Genomic DNA, 17,887 nt, shown 5'->3' with positions numbered 1-17,887 from the left:
AGCTGGGGGCAAGGGACGAATGCACGGCAGGCGTTCATACTCTTACCTTATCGCGCCTCGCTACAATGACGCCTGTGACGTGCCTTCCAAAGCGGCTTTCCATCGGTTGGCCCCGCTCGGGGAGGCGTCCGTAACCGCGCCGATCTGCGTCCTTACGGCCCCCACGGCGGCCGGAAAAACCGGGCTGTCCTTGCGGCTTGCCCGGCGCCACGGTCTGGAGGTGGTGTCGGCGGATGCCTTTCTGGTCTACCGGGGAATGGACATCGGCACCGCAAAGCCGACGCTGCGGGAGCGTGCACAGGTCAGGCACCATCTGATCGACATTCGTGATTCCCGACAGGAGTACGATGTAGCGCAGTTCGTGCGTGACGCCGAGGCGGCCATCGCGGACATCCGGCGGCGCGGCGCCGTCCCACTGGTGGTGGGCGGTACCGGCTTTTACCTCTCCGCGCTGCTGAGCGGCCTGCCCACCACCCCGCGTGCCGACTTGGAAGTGCAGCGCACGATCGAACGGGAACTCGACGAACGGGGACTCGACGCGCTGATCGCTGAAATTGCCTCGGTGCAGCCGGGAGAAGTAGAGCGGTTGCAGCGCAATCCACGCCGGGTGGTGCGTAGCTTGGAAGTCTACCGCCGCACGGGTCGCTTTCCCTCCCAGTTTGGCAGAACCATCCCGACCTTCACCTACCAGATCGTTGCCTTCGCACCGCCCGCCGAGCTGCTTGACGCCCGGATTGTGGCGCGCGTTGACGCCATGTTCCGCCAGGGCCTGGTCGAAGAAGTTCGCGAACTTCTGGAGAGTGCACCGCTGACCGACCGACCCACGACGGCCTGGCAGGCCATCGGGTACAAGGAGGTCGCGGCGCACCTGCGTGGAGAACGTTCTTTGGACGAAACCCGGGCCGCGGTTGTCGCCGCGACACGGGCATACGCCAAGCGGCAGCTCACCTGGATTCGCACGCAGCTTCGAAGTGAACTGTTGCCGGATGACCTTGCCGCCGAACACCGACTGGACGAAGTATATGGGCACTAAAAAATTCACGAGCCCCGCTTATCGTGAAATACTTCACTAGCTATCGGGTGTTTTCTGAGGCGAGAAGCAATACCCCTTCCCCTGAACTTCAGGTCGCCTATCGGGTACTGTCAGCCGCTTGTCGGCTTTCCAGAAACGACTTGACCGCGCGCGCCGCGACCAGATTCATTCCCGGTACCCGCGCGATCTGTTCCACGCTCGCTGCCCCCAGGTCTTCGAGGCTGGTGAAGTGTTCGAGCAAGGCGTCCTGCCGCTTTTTGCCGATGCCCGGCAGTTCGTCGAAGACGCTGCGCAGCATGCTGTCACCGCGCAGCTTGCGGTGATAGGACACCGCGTAGTTGTGCACCTCGTCACGCACACCGATCAGCGTGCGCAGGGCCGGGTGGGTGTGAGGCAGCAGCAGTTCCCGCTCACGCCCGACCTCGCTGCCCCCCGTGAGCCACCATTGCGCGCCATACACCGACGGCAAAACGATGCGCTCCTCGCGCTTGGCGAGGCCGATCACCGGAATCTGCACGCCGGCGTCCTTCATCGCGTCCAGCGCCGCATTGAGCTGCCCCCGCCCACCGTCGATCAATACCAGATCGGGCAGGGGCAGCTTGTCGGCCAGACTTCCCGTGAAGCGTCGCGTGATGGTCTGCCGCATGGCCTGGTAGTCGTCCGGATGATCGAGGCCCTGGACCTTGAAACGGCGATGCTCCCCCCGCCTCGCGCGGCCGCCCTCGAACACCACCATCCCGGACACGATGTTGGTTCCGAAAAGGTTCGAGTTGTCGTACCCTTCGATGCGCCAGGGCCGTTCGGGCAGCGCCAGCACTTCGCGCAGCGCCTCCAGCCCCGGGTGGTCACCACGCTTTTCCAGGCTCATCAGCTCGGACTCCAGACCCATCTGGGCATTGCGTTGCGCCATGTCGACCAGATCGACCTTGTCGCCGCGCTGAGGCATGCGCAGTTCAATGCGGCGCTCGGCCCGTTCCGAGAGAAACGCGCTCCACAGGGCGGCGTCCTCGAATTCGGCTGGAATCAGAATCAGTGGTGGAACATGCGTTGCCTGGGTGTAGTAATCCTGCACGAAGGCACCGATGATTTCGCTCGGTTCACTTTCGGCCGCGCCCGACAAGAAGCGCTTGTCCCGCCCGACGACCCGTCCGCCGCGCATGCGGAAAAGCTGAACCATCGCGTATTCACCGGCCGCCGCGAAACCCAGAAAATCGAGGTCCTCCGCGCTTACCTGCATCGCCACCTGTTCATTCCCGAACAGTTTCTCGACTGCCTGCAGCCGGTCGCGGACGCGTGCGGCCTGCTCGAAGTCCTGCTTGACCGCCGCGTCCTTCATGGTGTCACGCAGGCGCGCGATAACCGGCGCCGCACGGCCTTCCAGCAATGCCTTGACGTCCTCGACCACGGCGCCGTACTCGGGCAGATCGGCGGCCCCGATGCAGGGCGCCAGGCAGCGGCCCATGTGGTAGTTCAGACAGGGCCGCGGCTTGCGCTGCATCGGCAGACCGCTGTTCTTGCGCAGCGGGAACATCGTGTCAATCAGATTCTTGACCCGCCGCACGGCTGCCGCGTCCGGGTAAGGGCCGTAGTAACTGCCGCCGTCGTTCACCACGCGCCGCGTGACCACCAACATGGGATAAGTCTCGCTGGTGAGCTTCAGGAATGGATAGTGCTTGTCGTCCTTGAGCAGCACGTTGTAATGCGGCCGGTGCTGCTTGATGAGGTTGGCTTCCAGCACCAGCGCTTCGACCTCGTTGCGCACGGTGATGAATTCCAGCGCGGCTGCCTCGCGGGTAAACCTGCCCGACTTGCCGCCCGCCTTGAAATGCGAAAACACCCGGCTGCGCAGGTTGTTTGCCTTACCGATGTAGATCGCTGCGCCGGACGCACCACGAAAAATGTACACGCCGCTGTGCGTGGGAAGAACCGGAAGGTCGTCGAACTGCATTGCCTCAATTTTACGTCAGGGACGAAACGGCAACCATAAGGTGAGCGGGAATTCTTTGTTCACAACTGCGCGCCGAGCCACTTCAACCAGTTTCCACCCATGACCTGCTCGCGGTGTTCGTCGGGCAGCAACTGCGCCAGGCGGGGCAGGTCGGCAGCACTTTCGAGCCCGCGAGGCAGCTCGTGCACGCCGAATCCCCCGTCGAGGTCCGAGCCCAGCCCGACCTTGTCCCAGCCCACTTCTTGCGCAAGATGATGCAGCATTTCACCGACGAGCTCCAGGGGGAGGCGCGCGTCCCCGCGCTCCCAACCGGCCCTCAGGAACTTGTTGAACAGCACGCAGCCCGTAACCCCGCCGAGCTGTGCGACCGCGCGCAGCATGTCGGCGCTCAGGTGCCGGTCGGTCGGAACGATCGCGCGGGCATTGCTGTGCGACGCGATCACTTTGGGCTGCAGGTTGATGGCCTGCCAGAACGCCTCTTCGGCCAGGTGCGAGGCGTCGAGGATCACCCCAAGTTCGCGCATGGCCACCATCAGGTCCTCGCCGCGCTCGGTCAGCCCGCCACTTTCGCCGGTGCCTCCGGCGAAGCGGGTGCGTTTCCAGGCCGGGCCGATGACGCGAACACCGGCGCCGGCCCAGTACGGCAGGTCATCTGCCGCGCGCAGTGGATCGGCGCCTTCCATCAGCAGCACGACGCCCAGCGGCGAGGTGTCTGCACTCCAGCGGCGCGCGTGCTCCACGACCTCTTGACCGCTGGTGAGCAACACCACGTGCCCGTGGTCCTGCCAGCGCAGGTACTGCTCGAGCTGCCGCTGGGCCTGTGCGCGGGCACCCTGCCAGTCCTCGTACCCCCAGGGGTGCGCCGCGTCCTGGGGCATGGCGAAGAGGGTACCCAGGCACAACCCTACCCCGCCACGCCGCAGGGTTTCGAAGGTCACCGTCGCCCGATCCGTGAGCGGGTCCTGTTCGCGCAAGGCGCCCAAAGAAAGCGTGAGGTCGCGGCCGAGCATGGCGTTGTAGGCGAGGTCGAGGTGTGCGTCCACGATCATGATGCGGCCCAGCATACGGCACGAACATGCACGCGCAACGACGAAAGAACGGAGGGTGGTTCTCACGGCGACTTTATGCAAACTTAATGTCACGGCAGGTGTTAAAAATTCGCTCGCTGCGCCCATGGGCCAACGGTTTAGATGAGCCTCGGTGATCACCCACAATTCAGTTCCGACCGTGTGAGGCGCCGCCTCATCAGGTTCCGACGGCACTTCCAAATGCGTGAACGTCGGGCCGCCGAATCCCAGCGTTCCTCAAGCCCTTTCAGACTGTTTTCGGAGGACACCCTCGTGCAATTTCCCAAGTTCGCCCTGAGCATCGGCCTGGCGCTGACTCTCGCCGCCTGCGGTACGACCCCGACTCCCCACAGTACCCAGGCAGATGCCGGCCTTGCGCCCCTGTACGCCGACGGCGAGACGATTCCCGGACAGTACATCGTGGCGCTCAAAGACGGCTCGCTCGTCAGTGGAGGCGTCAGCGCACAGACCACTGCCTCACTGCTCGGTGCGCTCGGCCTCAGCTCTGCCGACGCGCAGGTCCGGCACGTCTACTCGGCCGCCTTTCAGGGGTTTGCCGCGCAGCTCAAGGGTGAGGCCCTCGAAAAACTGCGCCGTGACGCGCGGGTCGCGTACATCGAGCAGGATCAGGTCATGCGGGTGGTTCCTCAGGGTGAAGGCGGAATCGGCACACAGGCGACCCAGTCGAACGCTACCTGGGGCCTTGACCGCATCGACCAGCGCAACATGCCGCTCAACGGCACGTACGTCTATAACCGCACCGGCTCGGGCGTCACCGCCTACGTTGTCGACACCGGCATCCGCACGACCCACACGCAGTTCGGTGGACGGGCCCGCGCCGGCTACACGGCCATCAACGACGGCCGTGGATCGAGTGACTGCAACGGCCACGGAACGCACGTGGCGGGCACCGTCGGCGGCAGTACCCACGGAGTGGCCAAGAGCGTCTCGCTCGTCGCCGTGCGCGTGCTCGACTGCAACGGCAGCGGCGCGACATCCGGCATCATCGCCGGCCTCGACTGGATTCGCACCAACCGCCGTGGCGCCAGCGTGGCGAACATGAGCCTGGGAGGTGGCGCTTCGAGCAGCCTCGACACCGCCACCAACAACCTGTGGAATTCCGGCGTGACGGTCGTGGTGGCCGCCGGCAACGAGAACCAGAACGCCTGCAACGTCTCGCCGGCGCGTGCCAGCGGGGTTATCACGGTGGCCAGCAGCACGAGCAGCGACGCCCGCAGCAGCTTCAGCAACTACGGGTCGTGCGTGGAACTCTTCGCGCCGGGCAGCTCGATCACCAGCACCTGGCACACCTCGGACACCGCCACCAACACCATCAGCGGAACGAGCATGGCGAGCCCGCACGTGGCCGGCGCGGCCGCGCTGTACCTGTCCGGCAATACCGGCGCTTCGCCCAGCACCGTGCGCAGCACCATCATCAACCAGTCCACCGCGAACGTGCTGAGCGGCGTGAACGGCAGCCCCAACCGCCTGCTCTATACCCCCGGCCTCTGATTTTTGCTGAGTAGCAACAGCGAAACCGGTCCTTGCCGCCAAGGACCGGTTTCGCTGCCTCATGGCCAGCGCTCAATCGAGTTCGAAGGCGACTGCCGTCCGAGGAGGCAGCGACAGGTACACCACGCCACCCTGAACGCTCAGCTTGGCATCCTGACCGAACAGGTCGCCGCGCAGTGCGGAAATTCGGGCGGCCACGGTGCTGCGCAGGGCCACCGTGCGCCGCTCACGTCCGTTGTGCCAGGCCACCAGCACGCGCTGCTGACCGTTTTCACGCGTGAACAGCAGCAGATCGCTTGCCAGACGCGCCGGCGTGGCGAGCAGCTTCAGGTTTCCCACTGACAGCGCCGAACTGCTTTTGCGGGTGGCGATGGCCCCCTTGACCGCCTCGTATACCGCCCGCTCGTCCGGGGTCCATACGTCCGAGAAGCGCATGTCGCGGCGGTTGTCGGGATCGCCTCCGCCGCGCATGGCGATTTCGGTGCCCTGCCAGATCACCGGAATGCCGCGCAGCGTCATGAGGGCGCGGACGCCGTAGACGGTGCGTTCGCGGCCCACATCCTCGAATGGGGTGCCGTTGGCAAAACGAGGCACATCGTGATTGTCCAGAAAGAGTGCGACCTGATCCGGCTCGGGAATCTCGTCCTGACGTTCCAGCATGGCCCGCACGCCGTCAAGACCCTGACCGCTCATGATGCTCTGACGCATGGCGCCCTGCAGCGCAAAATTGAACAGCGAGCGAAAGCCCAGCTGCTGGTACTCGGCCACAATGCCCGGATCGGCGTCGAAGTACTCGCCGAGGGTAAAGGTATTCGCGCTGGCATCGCGGCTGAGCAGCTCGCGCAGAAAATCTCGCGGCACGTGCTTGATCGCGTCATAGCGAAAGCCGTCCACGCCGAGGCGACGCCAGAAGTCGGCATTTTCAAAGAGAAACCGGCGCACCTCCGGCTGCTGTTGCGCCAGGTCAGGCAAACCGAAAATCGGGCAGAACACGTCGTTGTCTCCCTTGCCGGCGCAGGAGGACGGATCGTTGAACCATCCTGGATTCTGGCGCACGAAAGGTGCGGTGTACCCGAAGTGGTTGACGACCTGATCGAGCACCACTTTCATGCCCGCTCCGTGCGCGGCGCGGGTGAACGCGCGAAAGTCATCGAGCGTACCGAAACGCGAATCGACGTTGCGGAAATTCTGCGGCCAGTACCCGTGATAGCCGGTGGCCCCATCAAACGTGCCAGGCATCTGTTCGTACACCGGGGTGAGCCAGACGCTGGTCGCGCCGAGCTCACGAATGTAGGGCAGCTTCTGGATCAGTCCGGTCAGGTCGCCGCCGTGCCAGGCCTTCGGGTCGTCACGGCGGACGACGCCGTCGTTGGCCTTGTCGCCGTTGAAGAAACGGTCGGGCATGACTTGATAAATGATTTCGCCGCGCCATGACACGGCGTTTCCCCCGCTCATGGCCATCAGCGCGGCCAGCGCCAGCACTCGTTGCATACGGGTACTGTACACCTCACCTGAGCGGGCGGGCTCGGGAGTCCGACGCACCGGGGCGTACAATGCGGGCGTGAGCGAACGTGCCGGACTGGTGGTCAGCCTCACCATCAACCGCTTTCAGGCGCGTAGCTGGTGGCATGGCTGGCGCAAGATGGCCCTGGACGGTCGCCACCTGCGCCATGTGCCGGGACTGCGCTTCGTGCGCCTGCTGGGCACTGGGCGTGGCGGTGACCTGACGCTGAGCGCCGACCCGCTTCGTTGGGCCCGTTTCGCGGTCTGGCAGGACCGGGCCGCGTTCGAGCAGTTCGAGCACAGCCTGTTTCACCGCCGCGAGTTTCCGCTGCTGGCGGAAAGTTACACGGTCATCATGCGCCCGGTCCAGTGGCATGGCGCGTGGGACGGGGCTCTACCTTTCGGCGCGGGCACGCCAGGGGGCGTGCCCGCGCCCTCCGCGCCCGTGGCAGTGCTCACCCGCGCCACTCTCCGGCCCAGTAAGCTGCGTGCCTTCTGGCAGGCGGTGCCCGCTTCGCAGCGAGCACTGCATGCGCAACCCGGTCTGCTGGCGGCTCTGGGCGTCGGCGAGGCGCCGCTGCTGCGTCAGGCGACCTTCAGTCTGTGGCGGGACGCGGCCAGCATGCGCCGTTTTGCGTACGCTGACGGGGAACACCGCACGGTCATCGCGCGCACCCGGCGGGAACGCTGGTACCGCGAAGAACTGTTCGCGCGCTTCGAGGTGCTTGCCAGCCGCGGAAGCTGGAACGGACGCGATCCGCTGCAGGCCATGACGGGCGAGGGACGCGATGTCTGACCTCCGGGCAGCGCGCACTGGCCGCTTCGCACCCAGCCCGACCGGCGTCATGCACCTCGGGAACGCACGAACCGCGCTGCTGGCCTGGCTGCACACCCGTGCGCTTGGAGGGAGGCACCTCCTGCGGTTTGAAGACCTCGATGTGGGCCGCACGCGTCCCTGGGCCTACGACCTGACCCGGCGGGATCTGGCCTGGCTCGGCCTGACCTGGGACGCCGAGGTGGTGCAAAGCGAGCGGCGCGAAAGGTACGCGGCGGCGCTTGGCAGGCTCGATACCTACCGCTGTCAGTGTACCCGCCGTCAGATCGCCGAGGCTGTCAGTGCGCCTCACGGGACCGAAGCCGTGTATCCGGGCACGTGCCGCCCGGCTGGATTGCCGCCCTCCCCGGGAGCGGCCGTGCGCTGGCGCGCGCCCGACGGCGTGGTCTGCGCGCACGATTCGCGGCTTGGCACGCTGTGCCAGTCGCTGAGTTCGGACATCGGCGATTTTGTGCTGCTCCGTGCCGATGGCGCCTACGCCTACCATCTGGCCGTGGTGGTGGATGACGCAGAGCAGGGCGTCACGGACGTCGTGCGTGGCGAGGACCTGTGGCCCAGCACGCCGCGGCATGTGGCGTTGCAGCAGGCCTTGGGCTTTACTTCGCCACGCTACCTGCACGTGCCCCTGATGACTGACTACCGGGGTCAGCGACTGGCAAAGCGGGGCGGCGCTCCCAGCGTGGCGGAGTTGCGCGAGGCCGGCGAGCGTCCGGAGCGGGTGCTTGCGTCCCTGGCGCGTTCCCTGGGGTGGGACGTTCCCGCCGAGGTGAGCGCCGCTGAGCTGCTCACGCCATATGCGCGAAACTTAGACCGCTTGTCTAAAAATGAAGGGATTCTCCATCCGGGTGAGCGCTAGCCTGAAAGCACTTATGACTTTGCCGCGTTATCCGCAACCGGACGCGCGTGGGCGCTTCGCCGAGTTCGGCGGGCGATACGTGCCGGAAACCCTGATTCCTGCCCTCGACGATCTGGCCGCAGCGTATGAAGCTGCCCGGACCGATCCCGAATTTCTCCGTGACCTGGGTGACTACCTGCGCGAATTCGTAGGCCGCCCCAGCACCCTTTACCTGGCCCGAAACCTGACCCGGCAACTGGGCGGCGCGAAGATTTACTTCAAGCGCGAAGACCTCAACCACACCGGCGCGCACAAGATCAACAACACCATCGGTCAGGCCCTGCTGGCGCGTCGCATGGGTAAACGGCGAATTATCGCCGAGACCGGCGCCGGTCAGCACGGCGTGGCCACCGCGACTGCTTGCGCGCTGTTCGGGCTGCAGTGTGTCGTGTACATGGGCGCCGAGGACATCCGCCGCCAGAGCCTCAACGTTTTCCGGATGAAGCTGCTGGGCGCCGAGGTGCGTGAAGTGACCAGCGGCACGGCCACCCTGAAAGACGCCACCAACGAAGCGATCCGCGACTGGGTCACCAACGTGCGTGACAGCTTCTACATCCTCGGCAGCGTTGTCGGTCCGCATCCGTACCCGGCGATGGTGCGTGACTTTCAGAGCGTGATCGGTGAGGAGACGCGCCGGCAGCTGCTCGAACGCGAAGGACGCGACGTGCCCGACGCGGTGGTCGCCTGCGTGGGCGGGGGAAGCAACGCCATCGGTATCTTCGCGCCGTTTGCTTACCTGCCCGAAGAGCAACGCCCACGGCTGATCGGTGTCGAGGCGGCAGGCGAGGGCCTGGAGAGCGGTCGCCACGCCGCCAGCGTCGGTGGCGGCAAAGTCGGCGTGCTGCACGGCGCCAAGATGTACCTGCTCTTTGACGAGAACGGTCAGATCGTGCCGGCGCACAGCATCTCGGCGGGTCTCGATTACCCGGGCATCGGACCCGAGCACAGCTTTTACGCGCGCTACGGGCTCGCCGAGTACGTGCCCGTCACCGACGACGAGGCGCTCGCCGCCTTCAAAACCTTCACACGGTCCGAGGGGATCATCCCGGCCCTCGAAACCGCGCACGCCATCGCCCACGTCATGAAGCTCGCGCCCCAGATGCCAGCCGACCAGATCATCGTCGTGAACCTTTCGGGCCGTGGCGACAAGGATGTGACCGAAGCGATGCGCCTGCTGCAGCGCGAACTCGACCTGGAAAGCCGTGAAGCAATTCAGGAAGTCGAGCGGGAGGCCAGACTCGCATGACCGCCACCCAGAACAGTGCCCAGAACCGCATCCAGAGTGCGTTTGACGCCGCACAGGCCGAAGGACGCGCCGCGTTCATCGGCTACCTGCCTGCCGATTACCCGGACCAGGCCGCCTTTCAGCGCGAAGCGCGCACGCTGCTGGCCCACGCCGATCTGCTCGAAATCGGTCTGCCGTACTCCGACCCGCTGGGAGACGGCCCGACCATTCAGCAGGCCAGCGAAGTCGCGCTGCGGGGGGGCGCCACCATCGCGCGGACGTTCGAGGCGGCCCGCTCGCTGCGCAGCGTCACCGACAAACCGCTTGTCATCATGACCTACTACAACCCGATCCTGGCCTGGGGCGAGGAGCGCTTCGTGCGCGAAGCCGTGGCAGCCGGGGTGGACGGCCTCATTCTGCCCGACCTGCCACCCGACGAGGCGCACGAGCTGCGCGAGCTGGCCGCCGCCCACGGTCTGCGCCTGACCTTTCTGATTGCCCCGACCAGCACGCCCGAGCGCATTGAGCTGGTCGCGGGTGCCACCACCGGTTTTCTGTATGCCGTGAGCGTCACGGGCGTGACAGGCGCGCGTTCGGGCAGCGCCCTGCACGAGGTTCCGGCCATGCTGGAGCTGGCACGCCGCTTCACTGACAAGCCGATCGCGGTGGGCTTCGGGGTCGCGGACCGCGCGTCCGCCCAGGCCGTGGCGCGCGTGGCAGACGGTGTGGTGGTGGGCAGCGCGCTGGTGACCGCAGCCCGGCAGCCCGGTGGTGTGGGCGAGCTGGCGCGGGAAATCCGCGCTGGTTGCGTGCGCGGCGCCTGAAGCGCGGTTGGCTGCACCGTTCATCTCTGGAGATGGCTTCAGCTTTTTCCTGACCTGACAGCCTGCGCACCCTCTAGACTTCCCTCATGACTTCTCTGGCGCCCACTGCTTACGACTGGTTCAACGCGCACGACACCGAGCGGCGGTTTGCCACCGAAGCGGCTGCCGAAGGCGACCTGCGCGATCCGTACGAACGCGACCGGGCGCGCATCGTCCACAGCGCGGCCTTTCGGCGTCTGCAGGGCAAGAGTCAGATTTTCGCGGCGGGCTGGTCGGGCTACCTGCGCACGCGGGTAACCCATGCCATGGAAGTAGCGCAGATCGCTCGTGCGTTGGCCAGCAATCACGGCTTGCCCGGCAGCCTGGCCGAGGCGGCCGCACTGGCCCACGACCTCGGGCACCCACCGTTCGGTCACAACGGCGAGGACGCCCTGGCCGCCTGCATGGCTCCCTACGGCGGCTTCGAGGGCAACGCGCAGACGGTGCGCATTCTGACCCGCCTGGAACCGCTGACCACCCGACACCCGGGCGTGAACGTCACGCGCGCCACGCTGCTGGGGGTACTGAAGTATCCGGGCGGTCATCACGGTCTGCCGGCCCTGTACGAGGACGACGCCGATGACTATACCCACTGGCTGTACGCTGGGGTGTCCGAGGCGCAGCGCCACACGCCGTCGCGCAGCGTGATCTGCCAGATCATGGACTGGGCCGATGACATCGCCTACTCGCTGCACGACCTGGAGGACAGCCTGACCTCGCAGCTCTTGAGCGCGCATTCACTGCGTTCACGCGAGGTGGTGGAGCGCGTCGCGCGGCGTGCCCGAAGAAGCGACCCGGCCCTGAGCGACGATCTGGTGCTGCACGTGCTGCACTCGCTGTGGTCGCGTCTCGACGACGGCTGGAGTGCCGCCCCCAGCACCGCCCGGGTGCGCGAGGTGGGCGCTTCGTATGTGCACCGCTTTGTCACCGGAACGCGTGTGGCACCCCTGACGGAAGGTGGCCACGTGGCGCAGAGCAGCTTTGACTTCGCGTTGCTGGTGCCCGACGAGGACCGCCAGGAATGCACCATCCTGAAGGCCATCACGCAGGAGCTGGTGCTGCGTGACCAGCGCACGGGCGTGCAGGCCCGCCAGGCAGTGCGAATTGTGCGCGACCTGTTCGAGTTGCTCCTTGAAACGGCGCTGGGCGATCTGGAGGACATCCGCGCGGCCGTGTTGCCGCCTGCGATGCGCTCGGCACTCCAGGACACGGTGTCCGAGCGCGCCCGGGCCCGCATGGTCTGTGATTTCATTGCCGATATGACCGACGCGCAGGCCGGTCAGTACCACGAACGCCTGTTCTCGGCGCGCCAGTCGTCTCCCTTCGCGCCGCTCTGAGCACGCGGCGACGGTGGACGGTGAATGCTAGGCTCGGCGCATGTGGCTTCACTCCCTCAAAATTGGTCAGGCGCGCGTCACCTCGCTCACCGATGGCCGCTTCCGGCTGGACGGCGGCGCGATGTTCGGGGTGGTGCCCCGGGCGCTGTGGCAGAAGGTCGCGCCGCCCGACGAGCACAACCGCATCCAGCTGCGCATCAACCCGTTGCTGATTCAGCTTGGCGGACGCAACGTGCTGATCGAAACCGGCTTCTGGGACCGCGGTGGTGACAAGTTCGAAGCGCTGTACGCCGTCGAGCGCGACGAGACGGTTTTCGACGGCTTGCACGCCCTCGGCCTGACTCCCGGCGATATTGATCTGGTCATCAACACCCACCTGCATTTCGATCATGCCGGGCGTAACGTCACGGTCGACGGCACGCCGACCTTTCCGCGCGCCGCCTACGTGGTGCAGGCACAGGATCTGTACGACGCGACGCATTCCCACGAGCGCAACCGCGCGAGCTATCTGAGCGAGTACATCGAGCCCGTCGAGCGAGCCGGCCTCTTCGAAATCGTCGAAGGGGAAGCCGAGCTGCTTCCCGGCCTCAGCGTAATCCCGTTGCCCGGTCATAACCTGGGCCAGCAGGGCGTGGTGCTTCGCTCGGAAGGCGAGACGCTGGTGTACACGGCAGACCTGCTGCCCACCTTCGCTCACCTGCCGTATCCCTACATCATGGGTTACGACCTGTATCCGGTGACGACGCTCGGGGTGCGTAAGCAGTTCTTTCCGCGCTGGGCCGCCGAGAACGCCATTATCGCCGTGCCTCATGACGCGCACCGGCCGTTCGCCCGCCTGAAAGAATCGCCGAAAGGCGGCTATACGGCAGAACCCGTTGACCGGAGCTAAACAATTCACGAGCCCTGCTTATCGTGAATATATTCACTAAGTCGTCTTCTGGAGGACATCCTTGAGCGTTCTCGTACTCAATGCCGGCTCGAGCAGCCTGAAGTACAAGCTTCTCGGCGCAGACGACCTGCGCGTGCTGCACAAAGGGCTTGTCGAGCGGATCGGAGAAGCGGACGTCCCCGACCACCGCGCGGCCCTGAAGCGCGTCGTGAGCGAGTTGCCCGTGGGGGATATCAAGGTGATCGGTCACCGCGTGGTGCACGGGGGCGAGCGCTTTCGCGCGCCCACCCGGCTCGACGCCGCGGAGCTGCGGGTGCTGGAGGCCATGACGCCGCTCGCGCCACTGCACAACCCACCGGCGCTGGCGGGCATCCGCGCGGCGCTCGAGATGCTGCCCGGGATTCCCAACGTCGGTGTCTTCGACACCGCCTTTCACGCGACCCTGCCGCGTGAAGCGTACCTGTACGCCTTGCCGTATGCCCTTTACGAGGAACACGGCGTGCGCCGCTACGGCTTTCACGGCACCAGCCACGCCTACGTGACGCGCGAAGCGGCCCGCCATCTTCAACGTCCGTTGAGCGAACTGCGGCTCGTCAGCCTGCACCTGGGAAACGGCGCCAGTGCCTGCGCCGTGCGTGGAGGTCTGTCGATCGATACCAGCATGGGGTTCACCCCGCTCGAAGGGCTGGTGATGGGCACCCGCAGCGGCGACCTCGATCCTGCCGTGGCACTGTGGCTCGCGGAGCGCGAAGGAGCGGCGCGGGCCAGCGCTATTCTCAACCGCGAAAGTGGGCTGCTGGGTCTCAGTGGCCTGTCAAACGATCTGCGTGATCTGCACCGGGCACGTCAGGAAGCGCACGAGCGCGCAGAACTCGCCTTGCAGGTGATGGTGTACCGCCTGCGGCAGCAGGTCGGCGCGTACGTGGCCGTTCTCGGCGGCATCGACGCGCTGATCTTCACCGGAGGTGTGGGTGAAAACGACGCCTGGACCCGTTCGGAGGTCATTCGCGGACTGGAAGCTTTTGGGTTTCAGCTCGATGAAGACGCCAACCAACGGGGCGACACCCAAGTCACCCTGACGCCCCCGCACGCGCTGGTGATTCCCACCGACGAGGAAGGGGAGATCGCCCGGCAGACCGTCGCGTGTCTCGCAGCGAGCATCTGAAGCGCGCACCTGCACCGTGGGCGTGCTGGTGTGAACAACTTGCTCCAGGCGCGTGCAGCCGGACGCTACACTGCACGGAATATGCGCCCCAGCCTGCCTGAACCCGTGCTGCTGACTCCCGGACCGACTCCCATCCATCCGGACGCGCGCGAAGCCCTGATGCGCCCGATGATCGGTCATATGGACCCGGAACTCTTCGCGCTCAATGCGGAAATCCAGGCTGACCTGCGGGTTTTGTACGGTACCGCGCCCGAAGCTTTTACCGCGCTCGTGGCCGGGACGGGCAGCCTGGGAATGGAGGCGGGCTTTGCCAACCTGGTCGAGAGTGGTGACGAGGTGCTGGTGTGCGCCAACGGCTCGTTCGGCCGCCGCATGGCCGAGATGGCCGCACGTTACGGCGCACGCGTCCGCCTGGTCACGGCGCCGCTGGGGGAGAGCATCAATCCCGCCGACGTGGCCGCGCACATCGATGGCGTCAGCATGGTGGCGGTGGTACACGGCGAGACGAGCACCGGGGTGCTCAACCCGGTTCCCGAAATTGCCGAGATCGTGCGTCACGCCGGGGTATTGCTGACGGTCGATGCGGTCACCACGGCCGGGATGCAGCCGTTCCGCATGGAGCAATGGGGCGTCGATTATGCCTACACCGGTTCGCAGAAGTGTCTTTCGGCACCTCCGGGGACGGCCCCCATTGCCGTCAGTGAACGGGCACTGGCGCGCTTCAGCGCCCGGCGCTCGCCTGTCCCGCTGTGGTACTGCGACTTCGAGGGCCTGCGGGACTACTGGGTCGAGCACACCTACCACCACACGGTGCCCGTCAACCTTCACTTCGCGCTGCACGCCGCGCTGCGGGCCGCGCTGCAAGAAGGTCTGGAAGCGCGCGCCGAGCGGGTGCGTCAACTGGGTTACGCGGTGGTGAGCGCGCTGGAACCACTGGGATTCAGTCACTATGTCAAGCAGCCGGAAGCGCGCCTGCCCACCGTGCTGGCCTTGCGCCTGCCCGAAGGACTCGACGACACGATTGTCCGTCAGGCCCTGCGCACGCATGGCATCAGCGTTACGGGCGGGCTTGGCCCCACTGCGGGCGTCATCTGGCGGCTGGGCCTGATGGGCGAGGCGGCACGCCCTGCGCCTTACCGCGCCTTGATGGTCGCCCTGGAAACGCTGCTCGGCGCACACGGTCTGGTGCGCCGTTTCGAGGCGGCCCTCCAGGGTGAGCCGCTTTCCGCCTGAACTCGGTTCCCGGAGGCTTTGAGCCGGCCAGGCTTACTCGCCCACGAGCACTTCGATGGGCAGGTCGTAATGACGTTCAATCTCGGCGGCCTGCGCCGGACGGCCGATCAGAAAGCCCTGTCCGAGGTCGCACCCGAGCTCCGCCAGCATTTCGAGCTGTTCGCGCTCTTCGATTCCCTCGACCACGACCGTGAGACGCAGATCGTGTGCCAAAGTGGTGATGGCCCGGACAAACGCTTTTCCACCGTCGTCGATCGACTGTACAAACGAGCGGTCGATCTTGAGGACATCCACTGGCAGCTGACGCAGGTAACTCAACGAGGAGTAGCCGGTGCCGAAGTCGTCCAGGGCCACCCGCACTCCCAGATTCCGAAGAGCGTTGATGGTCTGAGTAGAGCTCTCGATGTTTTCCACCAGGCTGCTTTCGGTCAGTTCCAGCATCAACGCGCTGCCGGGCAACTGCGCGTCGGCCAGCATTCCTTCGACGGTTGCGACGAAGCCGGCCTGACTGAACTGCAGGGCCGAGACATTCACCGACACGTACACCTCGTCGTGCATCGACTCACGCCAACGCTTGATCTGACGCAGCGAGCGCTCCAGCACCCACTCTCCCAGCGGAATGATCAGGCCTCGCTCTTCGGCCAGGGGAATGATCGAGGCAGGCGAAACCACACCAAGTGTGGAAGAAGTCCAGCGAATCAGGGCCTCGAATCCGGCAATCCTGCCGCTGCTCAGCTGCTGCAGCGGTTGATAGTGCACGGAAAGCCCTTCGTGCTGCAGGGCGTGGCGCAGGTGGCTTTCGAGCTGACCACGATGAACGAGCGACTGCGTGAGGTTCTCTTCGTAGAAACGGATGCGGTTCTTGCCCTGCTGTTTGGCCTGCTCGACGGCGAGATAGGCGTTGTGCAGGGCCAGCTCGGCGTCGCCGGCATCTTGCGGGCACATCGAAATTCCGATGCTGGCCGTGAGATACAGCTGGTCCTCGTTGAGCGTGAGGGGCTGCGCGATGCTCTGCAGAAAACGTTCGGCGATCAGTCTGACGTCGGGCGCACCGGTCAGGTTGTGCAGTACCACCACGAATTCGTCTCCGCCGAAGCGGGCCACCAGGTCACCCTGCCGCACCAGCTGTCCGAAGCGCTGCGCCATGGCCTGGATGACCACGTCGCCCTGAGCGTGGCCGTACCAGTCGTTGACGTGCTTCATCCGGTCGAGGTCTACATACATTACCGCTACCAGGTGACGGTCGCGCTGCGCGCCGCGAATGGCCTGCGTCAGGTGGGTGAGCAGTGCTGCGCGCCGGGGAAGGCCGGTCAGGTCGTCGTAACGGTCGCGCCGGAACAGATCGGCGGAGAGGCTCTGGCGCTCGAACACTCCTGCAACCTGCCGGCACAGCACCAGCAGTACCACGGCGGTGAGGCCCGCTTCGAAGTTGGTGTCCCGGGGGCCTGTCATCTGCAACACCAGGAATGCTCCGAAGGAAGCGAGAATGGCGGTGGGCGGCAGCATTTCGCGCAATGACCGGGCGCGCTCGCGCGACTGCGTGGGCGATGGCTCCGCCGTTTTGGCGTGGCGCGAACCGGGCGCCAGGTGCCCTGCCCAGCCGAACAACGCCAGACCCCACAACCAGAACACATCAACCGCGCCCCATTCCTGGTAAAGCGCTTTGCTTTCGAGGTATCCGTAGGCCAGATCGGCCCCGAGAAACATCAGCGTCCCGGCCGTCAGCAACAGCAGCTGCAGACGCGACAGCCCGCGCGGTCGCCACAACGCGGTGACCAGCAGAACCGCGGCCAGCAACAGGTCGGACAGTGGGTAAGCGAGGCTCAGGACCCAGGCCAGCGGGTTGTCGACGTTGCCCGCGAGTGTGGCGGGCAGTTCGGAAGCGTGCCAGATGATGTTGGCGATGACCGTGACTGCAATCGCCACGTCGAGCAGGAACCCGACCAACTGTGGCCTGGTCAGCGGTTCGCGGGGAAAGGAAAACAGACCCAGCATGAAGAGCGGAAAAAAGCTCAGGTAAAACAGATCGGCAGGCGAGGGAAAGACGGGCAGTTGCCATACCGCGTCGATGATTCCGTAGGTCGCTTCACCCAGTCCCCAGCACACCACACCCGCGCCCAGCAACAACCAGCCGCGGGCCCCGGGATGTTCCAAGCGCTTCGCGGCTTTCAGCAGCAGGCCGGCGCTCAGTGCGCACACCGGCAGGTACAGCAGGTAACCCAGCGAATGTCGATGTTCCGCAGGCGGCGCACCGCTCAGCATCCAGACGGTGAGTGTGACCGTAAAGAGCATCAGGGCGAGAAACAGCGTCCGCGCGTGTGGCGAGTCGCCTTGTTGACGTTGCGACTTTGCCCGCACGACGGCCATGACCTGAGTATAGGT

14 protein-coding genes are annotated in these 17,887 nt (G+C 65.7%); 10 read left to right on the top strand and 4 right to left on the bottom strand.

The features are described from left to right. Positions 1-19 precede the first annotated feature (19 nt). Complete coding sequence (gene miaA / locus DEIPE_RS18190; protein WP_015237447.1) at positions 20-1,033, top strand: tRNA (adenosine(37)-N6)-dimethylallyltransferase MiaA; 1,014 nt, start codon at positions 20-22, stop codon at positions 1,031-1,033. A gap of 97 nt (positions 1,034-1,130) precedes the next feature. Here the strand turns inward: miaA and uvrC are convergent, their stop codons facing one another. Together uvrC and DEIPE_RS18180 are read right to left on the bottom strand one after the other, a co-directional pair. Then, a complete protein-coding gene (gene uvrC / locus DEIPE_RS18185) occupies positions 1,131-2,981 on the bottom strand; it encodes an excinuclease ABC subunit UvrC (protein WP_015237446.1) in 1,851 nt (616 codons plus the stop codon). Positions 2,982-3,040: 59 nt separating this feature from the next. After that, positions 3,041-4,030 carry a dipeptidase gene (locus DEIPE_RS18180; RefSeq protein WP_041231736.1) on the bottom strand — a complete coding sequence of 330 codons (990 nt, stop codon included), beginning with the start codon at positions 4,028-4,030 and terminating at the stop codon, positions 3,041-3,043. Between the two features lie 291 nt (positions 4,031-4,321). Between DEIPE_RS18180 and DEIPE_RS18175 the strand changes: the two genes are divergently transcribed. Next, positions 4,322-5,560, top strand: a complete 1,239-nt coding sequence (locus DEIPE_RS18175) for a S8 family peptidase (RefSeq protein WP_015237444.1) — start codon at positions 4,322-4,324, stop codon at positions 5,558-5,560. 72 nt (positions 5,561-5,632) lie between these two features. Here DEIPE_RS18175 and DEIPE_RS18170 read toward each other — a convergent pair whose 3' ends face one another. Beyond that, complete coding sequence (locus DEIPE_RS18170) at positions 5,633-7,051, bottom strand: alpha-amylase family glycosyl hydrolase (RefSeq protein WP_015237443.1); 1,419 nt, start codon at positions 7,049-7,051, stop codon at positions 5,633-5,635. 70 nt (positions 7,052-7,121) lie between these two features. Here DEIPE_RS18170 and DEIPE_RS18165 point away from each other — a divergent pair, with 70 nt between their 5' ends. From DEIPE_RS18165 to DEIPE_RS18130, 8 genes are all read left to right on the top strand, one after another. After that, positions 7,122-7,859 carry a hypothetical protein gene (locus tag DEIPE_RS18165; protein WP_015237442.1) on the top strand — a complete coding sequence of 246 codons (738 nt, stop codon included), beginning with the start codon at positions 7,122-7,124 and terminating at the stop codon, positions 7,857-7,859. Continuing rightward, on the top strand, positions 7,852-8,754 hold the full coding sequence (gluQRS, locus tag DEIPE_RS18160) for a tRNA glutamyl-Q(34) synthetase GluQRS (protein WP_015237441.1): 903 nt from the start codon (positions 7,852-7,854) through the stop codon (positions 8,752-8,754). The genes DEIPE_RS18165 and gluQRS overlap by 8 nt, the downstream gene beginning before the upstream one ends. A 13-nt stretch (positions 8,755-8,767) precedes the next feature. Continuing rightward, complete coding sequence (gene trpB, locus DEIPE_RS18155) at positions 8,768-10,039, top strand: tryptophan synthase subunit beta (RefSeq protein ID WP_052326743.1); 1,272 nt, start codon at positions 8,768-8,770, stop codon at positions 10,037-10,039. Continuing rightward, positions 10,036-10,842, top strand: coding sequence for a tryptophan synthase subunit alpha (trpA, locus tag DEIPE_RS18150; RefSeq protein WP_015237439.1), 807 nt, complete (start codon positions 10,036-10,038; stop codon positions 10,840-10,842). Before trpB ends, trpA begins: the two co-directional genes overlap by 4 nt. 86 nt (positions 10,843-10,928) lie before the next feature. Beyond that, positions 10,929-12,218 carry a deoxyguanosinetriphosphate triphosphohydrolase family protein gene (locus DEIPE_RS18145; protein WP_015237438.1) on the top strand — a complete coding sequence of 430 codons (1,290 nt, stop codon included), beginning with the start codon at positions 10,929-10,931 and terminating at the stop codon, positions 12,216-12,218. A 40-nt stretch (positions 12,219-12,258) separates the two neighbouring features. Then, on the top strand, positions 12,259-13,107 hold the full coding sequence (locus DEIPE_RS18140; protein ID WP_015237437.1) for an MBL fold metallo-hydrolase: 849 nt from the start codon (positions 12,259-12,261) through the stop codon (positions 13,105-13,107). A gap of 61 nt (positions 13,108-13,168) precedes the next feature. Further along, on the top strand, positions 13,169-14,272 hold the full coding sequence (locus DEIPE_RS18135; RefSeq protein ID WP_015237436.1) for an acetate/propionate family kinase: 1,104 nt from the start codon (positions 13,169-13,171) through the stop codon (positions 14,270-14,272). A gap of 81 nt (positions 14,273-14,353) precedes the next feature. Next, a complete protein-coding gene (locus DEIPE_RS18130; protein WP_015237435.1) occupies positions 14,354-15,505 on the top strand; it encodes an alanine--glyoxylate aminotransferase family protein in 1,152 nt (383 codons plus the stop codon). 33 nt (positions 15,506-15,538) lie between these two features. Here DEIPE_RS18130 and DEIPE_RS22525 read toward each other — a convergent pair whose 3' ends face one another. Then, complete coding sequence (locus tag DEIPE_RS22525) at positions 15,539-17,872, bottom strand: putative bifunctional diguanylate cyclase/phosphodiesterase (protein WP_015237434.1); 2,334 nt, start codon at positions 17,870-17,872, stop codon at positions 15,539-15,541. Positions 17,873-17,887 lie beyond the last annotated feature (15 nt).

The sequence above is a fragment of the Deinococcus peraridilitoris DSM 19664 genome (genome assembly GCF_000317835.1).
GTDB classification, from domain to species: Bacteria; Deinococcota; Deinococci; order Deinococcales; family Deinococcaceae; genus Deinococcus_A; species Deinococcus_A peraridilitoris.
The sequence above is the reverse complement of the archived record's forward strand: the minus strand, read 5'-3'. Positions and strand labels throughout refer to the sequence as shown.

Bases quoted from the DNA above. Each gene is read 5' to 3' on its own strand.
- DEIPE_RS18140 (WP_015237437.1), top strand. From the start codon at position 12,259: ATGTGGCTTCACTCCCTCAAAATTGGTCAGGCGCGCGTCACCTCGCTC.
- DEIPE_RS22525 (WP_015237434.1), bottom strand. From the start codon at position 17,872: ATGGCCGTCGTGCGGGCAAAGTCGCAACGTCAACAAGGCGACTCGCCA.
- miaA (WP_015237447.1), top strand. From the start codon at position 20: ATGCACGGCAGGCGTTCATACTCTTACCTTATCGCGCCTCGCTACAAT.
- trpA (WP_015237439.1), top strand. From the start codon at position 10,036: ATGACCGCCACCCAGAACAGTGCCCAGAACCGCATCCAGAGTGCGTTT.
- DEIPE_RS18145 (WP_015237438.1), top strand. From the start codon at position 10,929: ATGACTTCTCTGGCGCCCACTGCTTACGACTGGTTCAACGCGCACGAC.
- DEIPE_RS18130 (WP_015237435.1), top strand. From the start codon at position 14,354: ATGCGCCCCAGCCTGCCTGAACCCGTGCTGCTGACTCCCGGACCGACT.
- gluQRS (WP_015237441.1), top strand. From the start codon at position 7,852: ATGTCTGACCTCCGGGCAGCGCGCACTGGCCGCTTCGCACCCAGCCCG.
- uvrC (WP_015237446.1), bottom strand. From the start codon at position 2,981: ATGCAGTTCGACGACCTTCCGGTTCTTCCCACGCACAGCGGCGTGTAC.
- DEIPE_RS18170 (WP_015237443.1), bottom strand. From the start codon at position 7,051: ATGCAACGAGTGCTGGCGCTGGCCGCGCTGATGGCCATGAGCGGGGGA.
- DEIPE_RS18180 (WP_041231736.1), bottom strand. From the start codon at position 4,030: ATGATCGTGGACGCACACCTCGACCTCGCCTACAACGCCATGCTCGGC.
- trpB (WP_052326743.1), top strand. From the start codon at position 8,768: ATGACTTTGCCGCGTTATCCGCAACCGGACGCGCGTGGGCGCTTCGCC.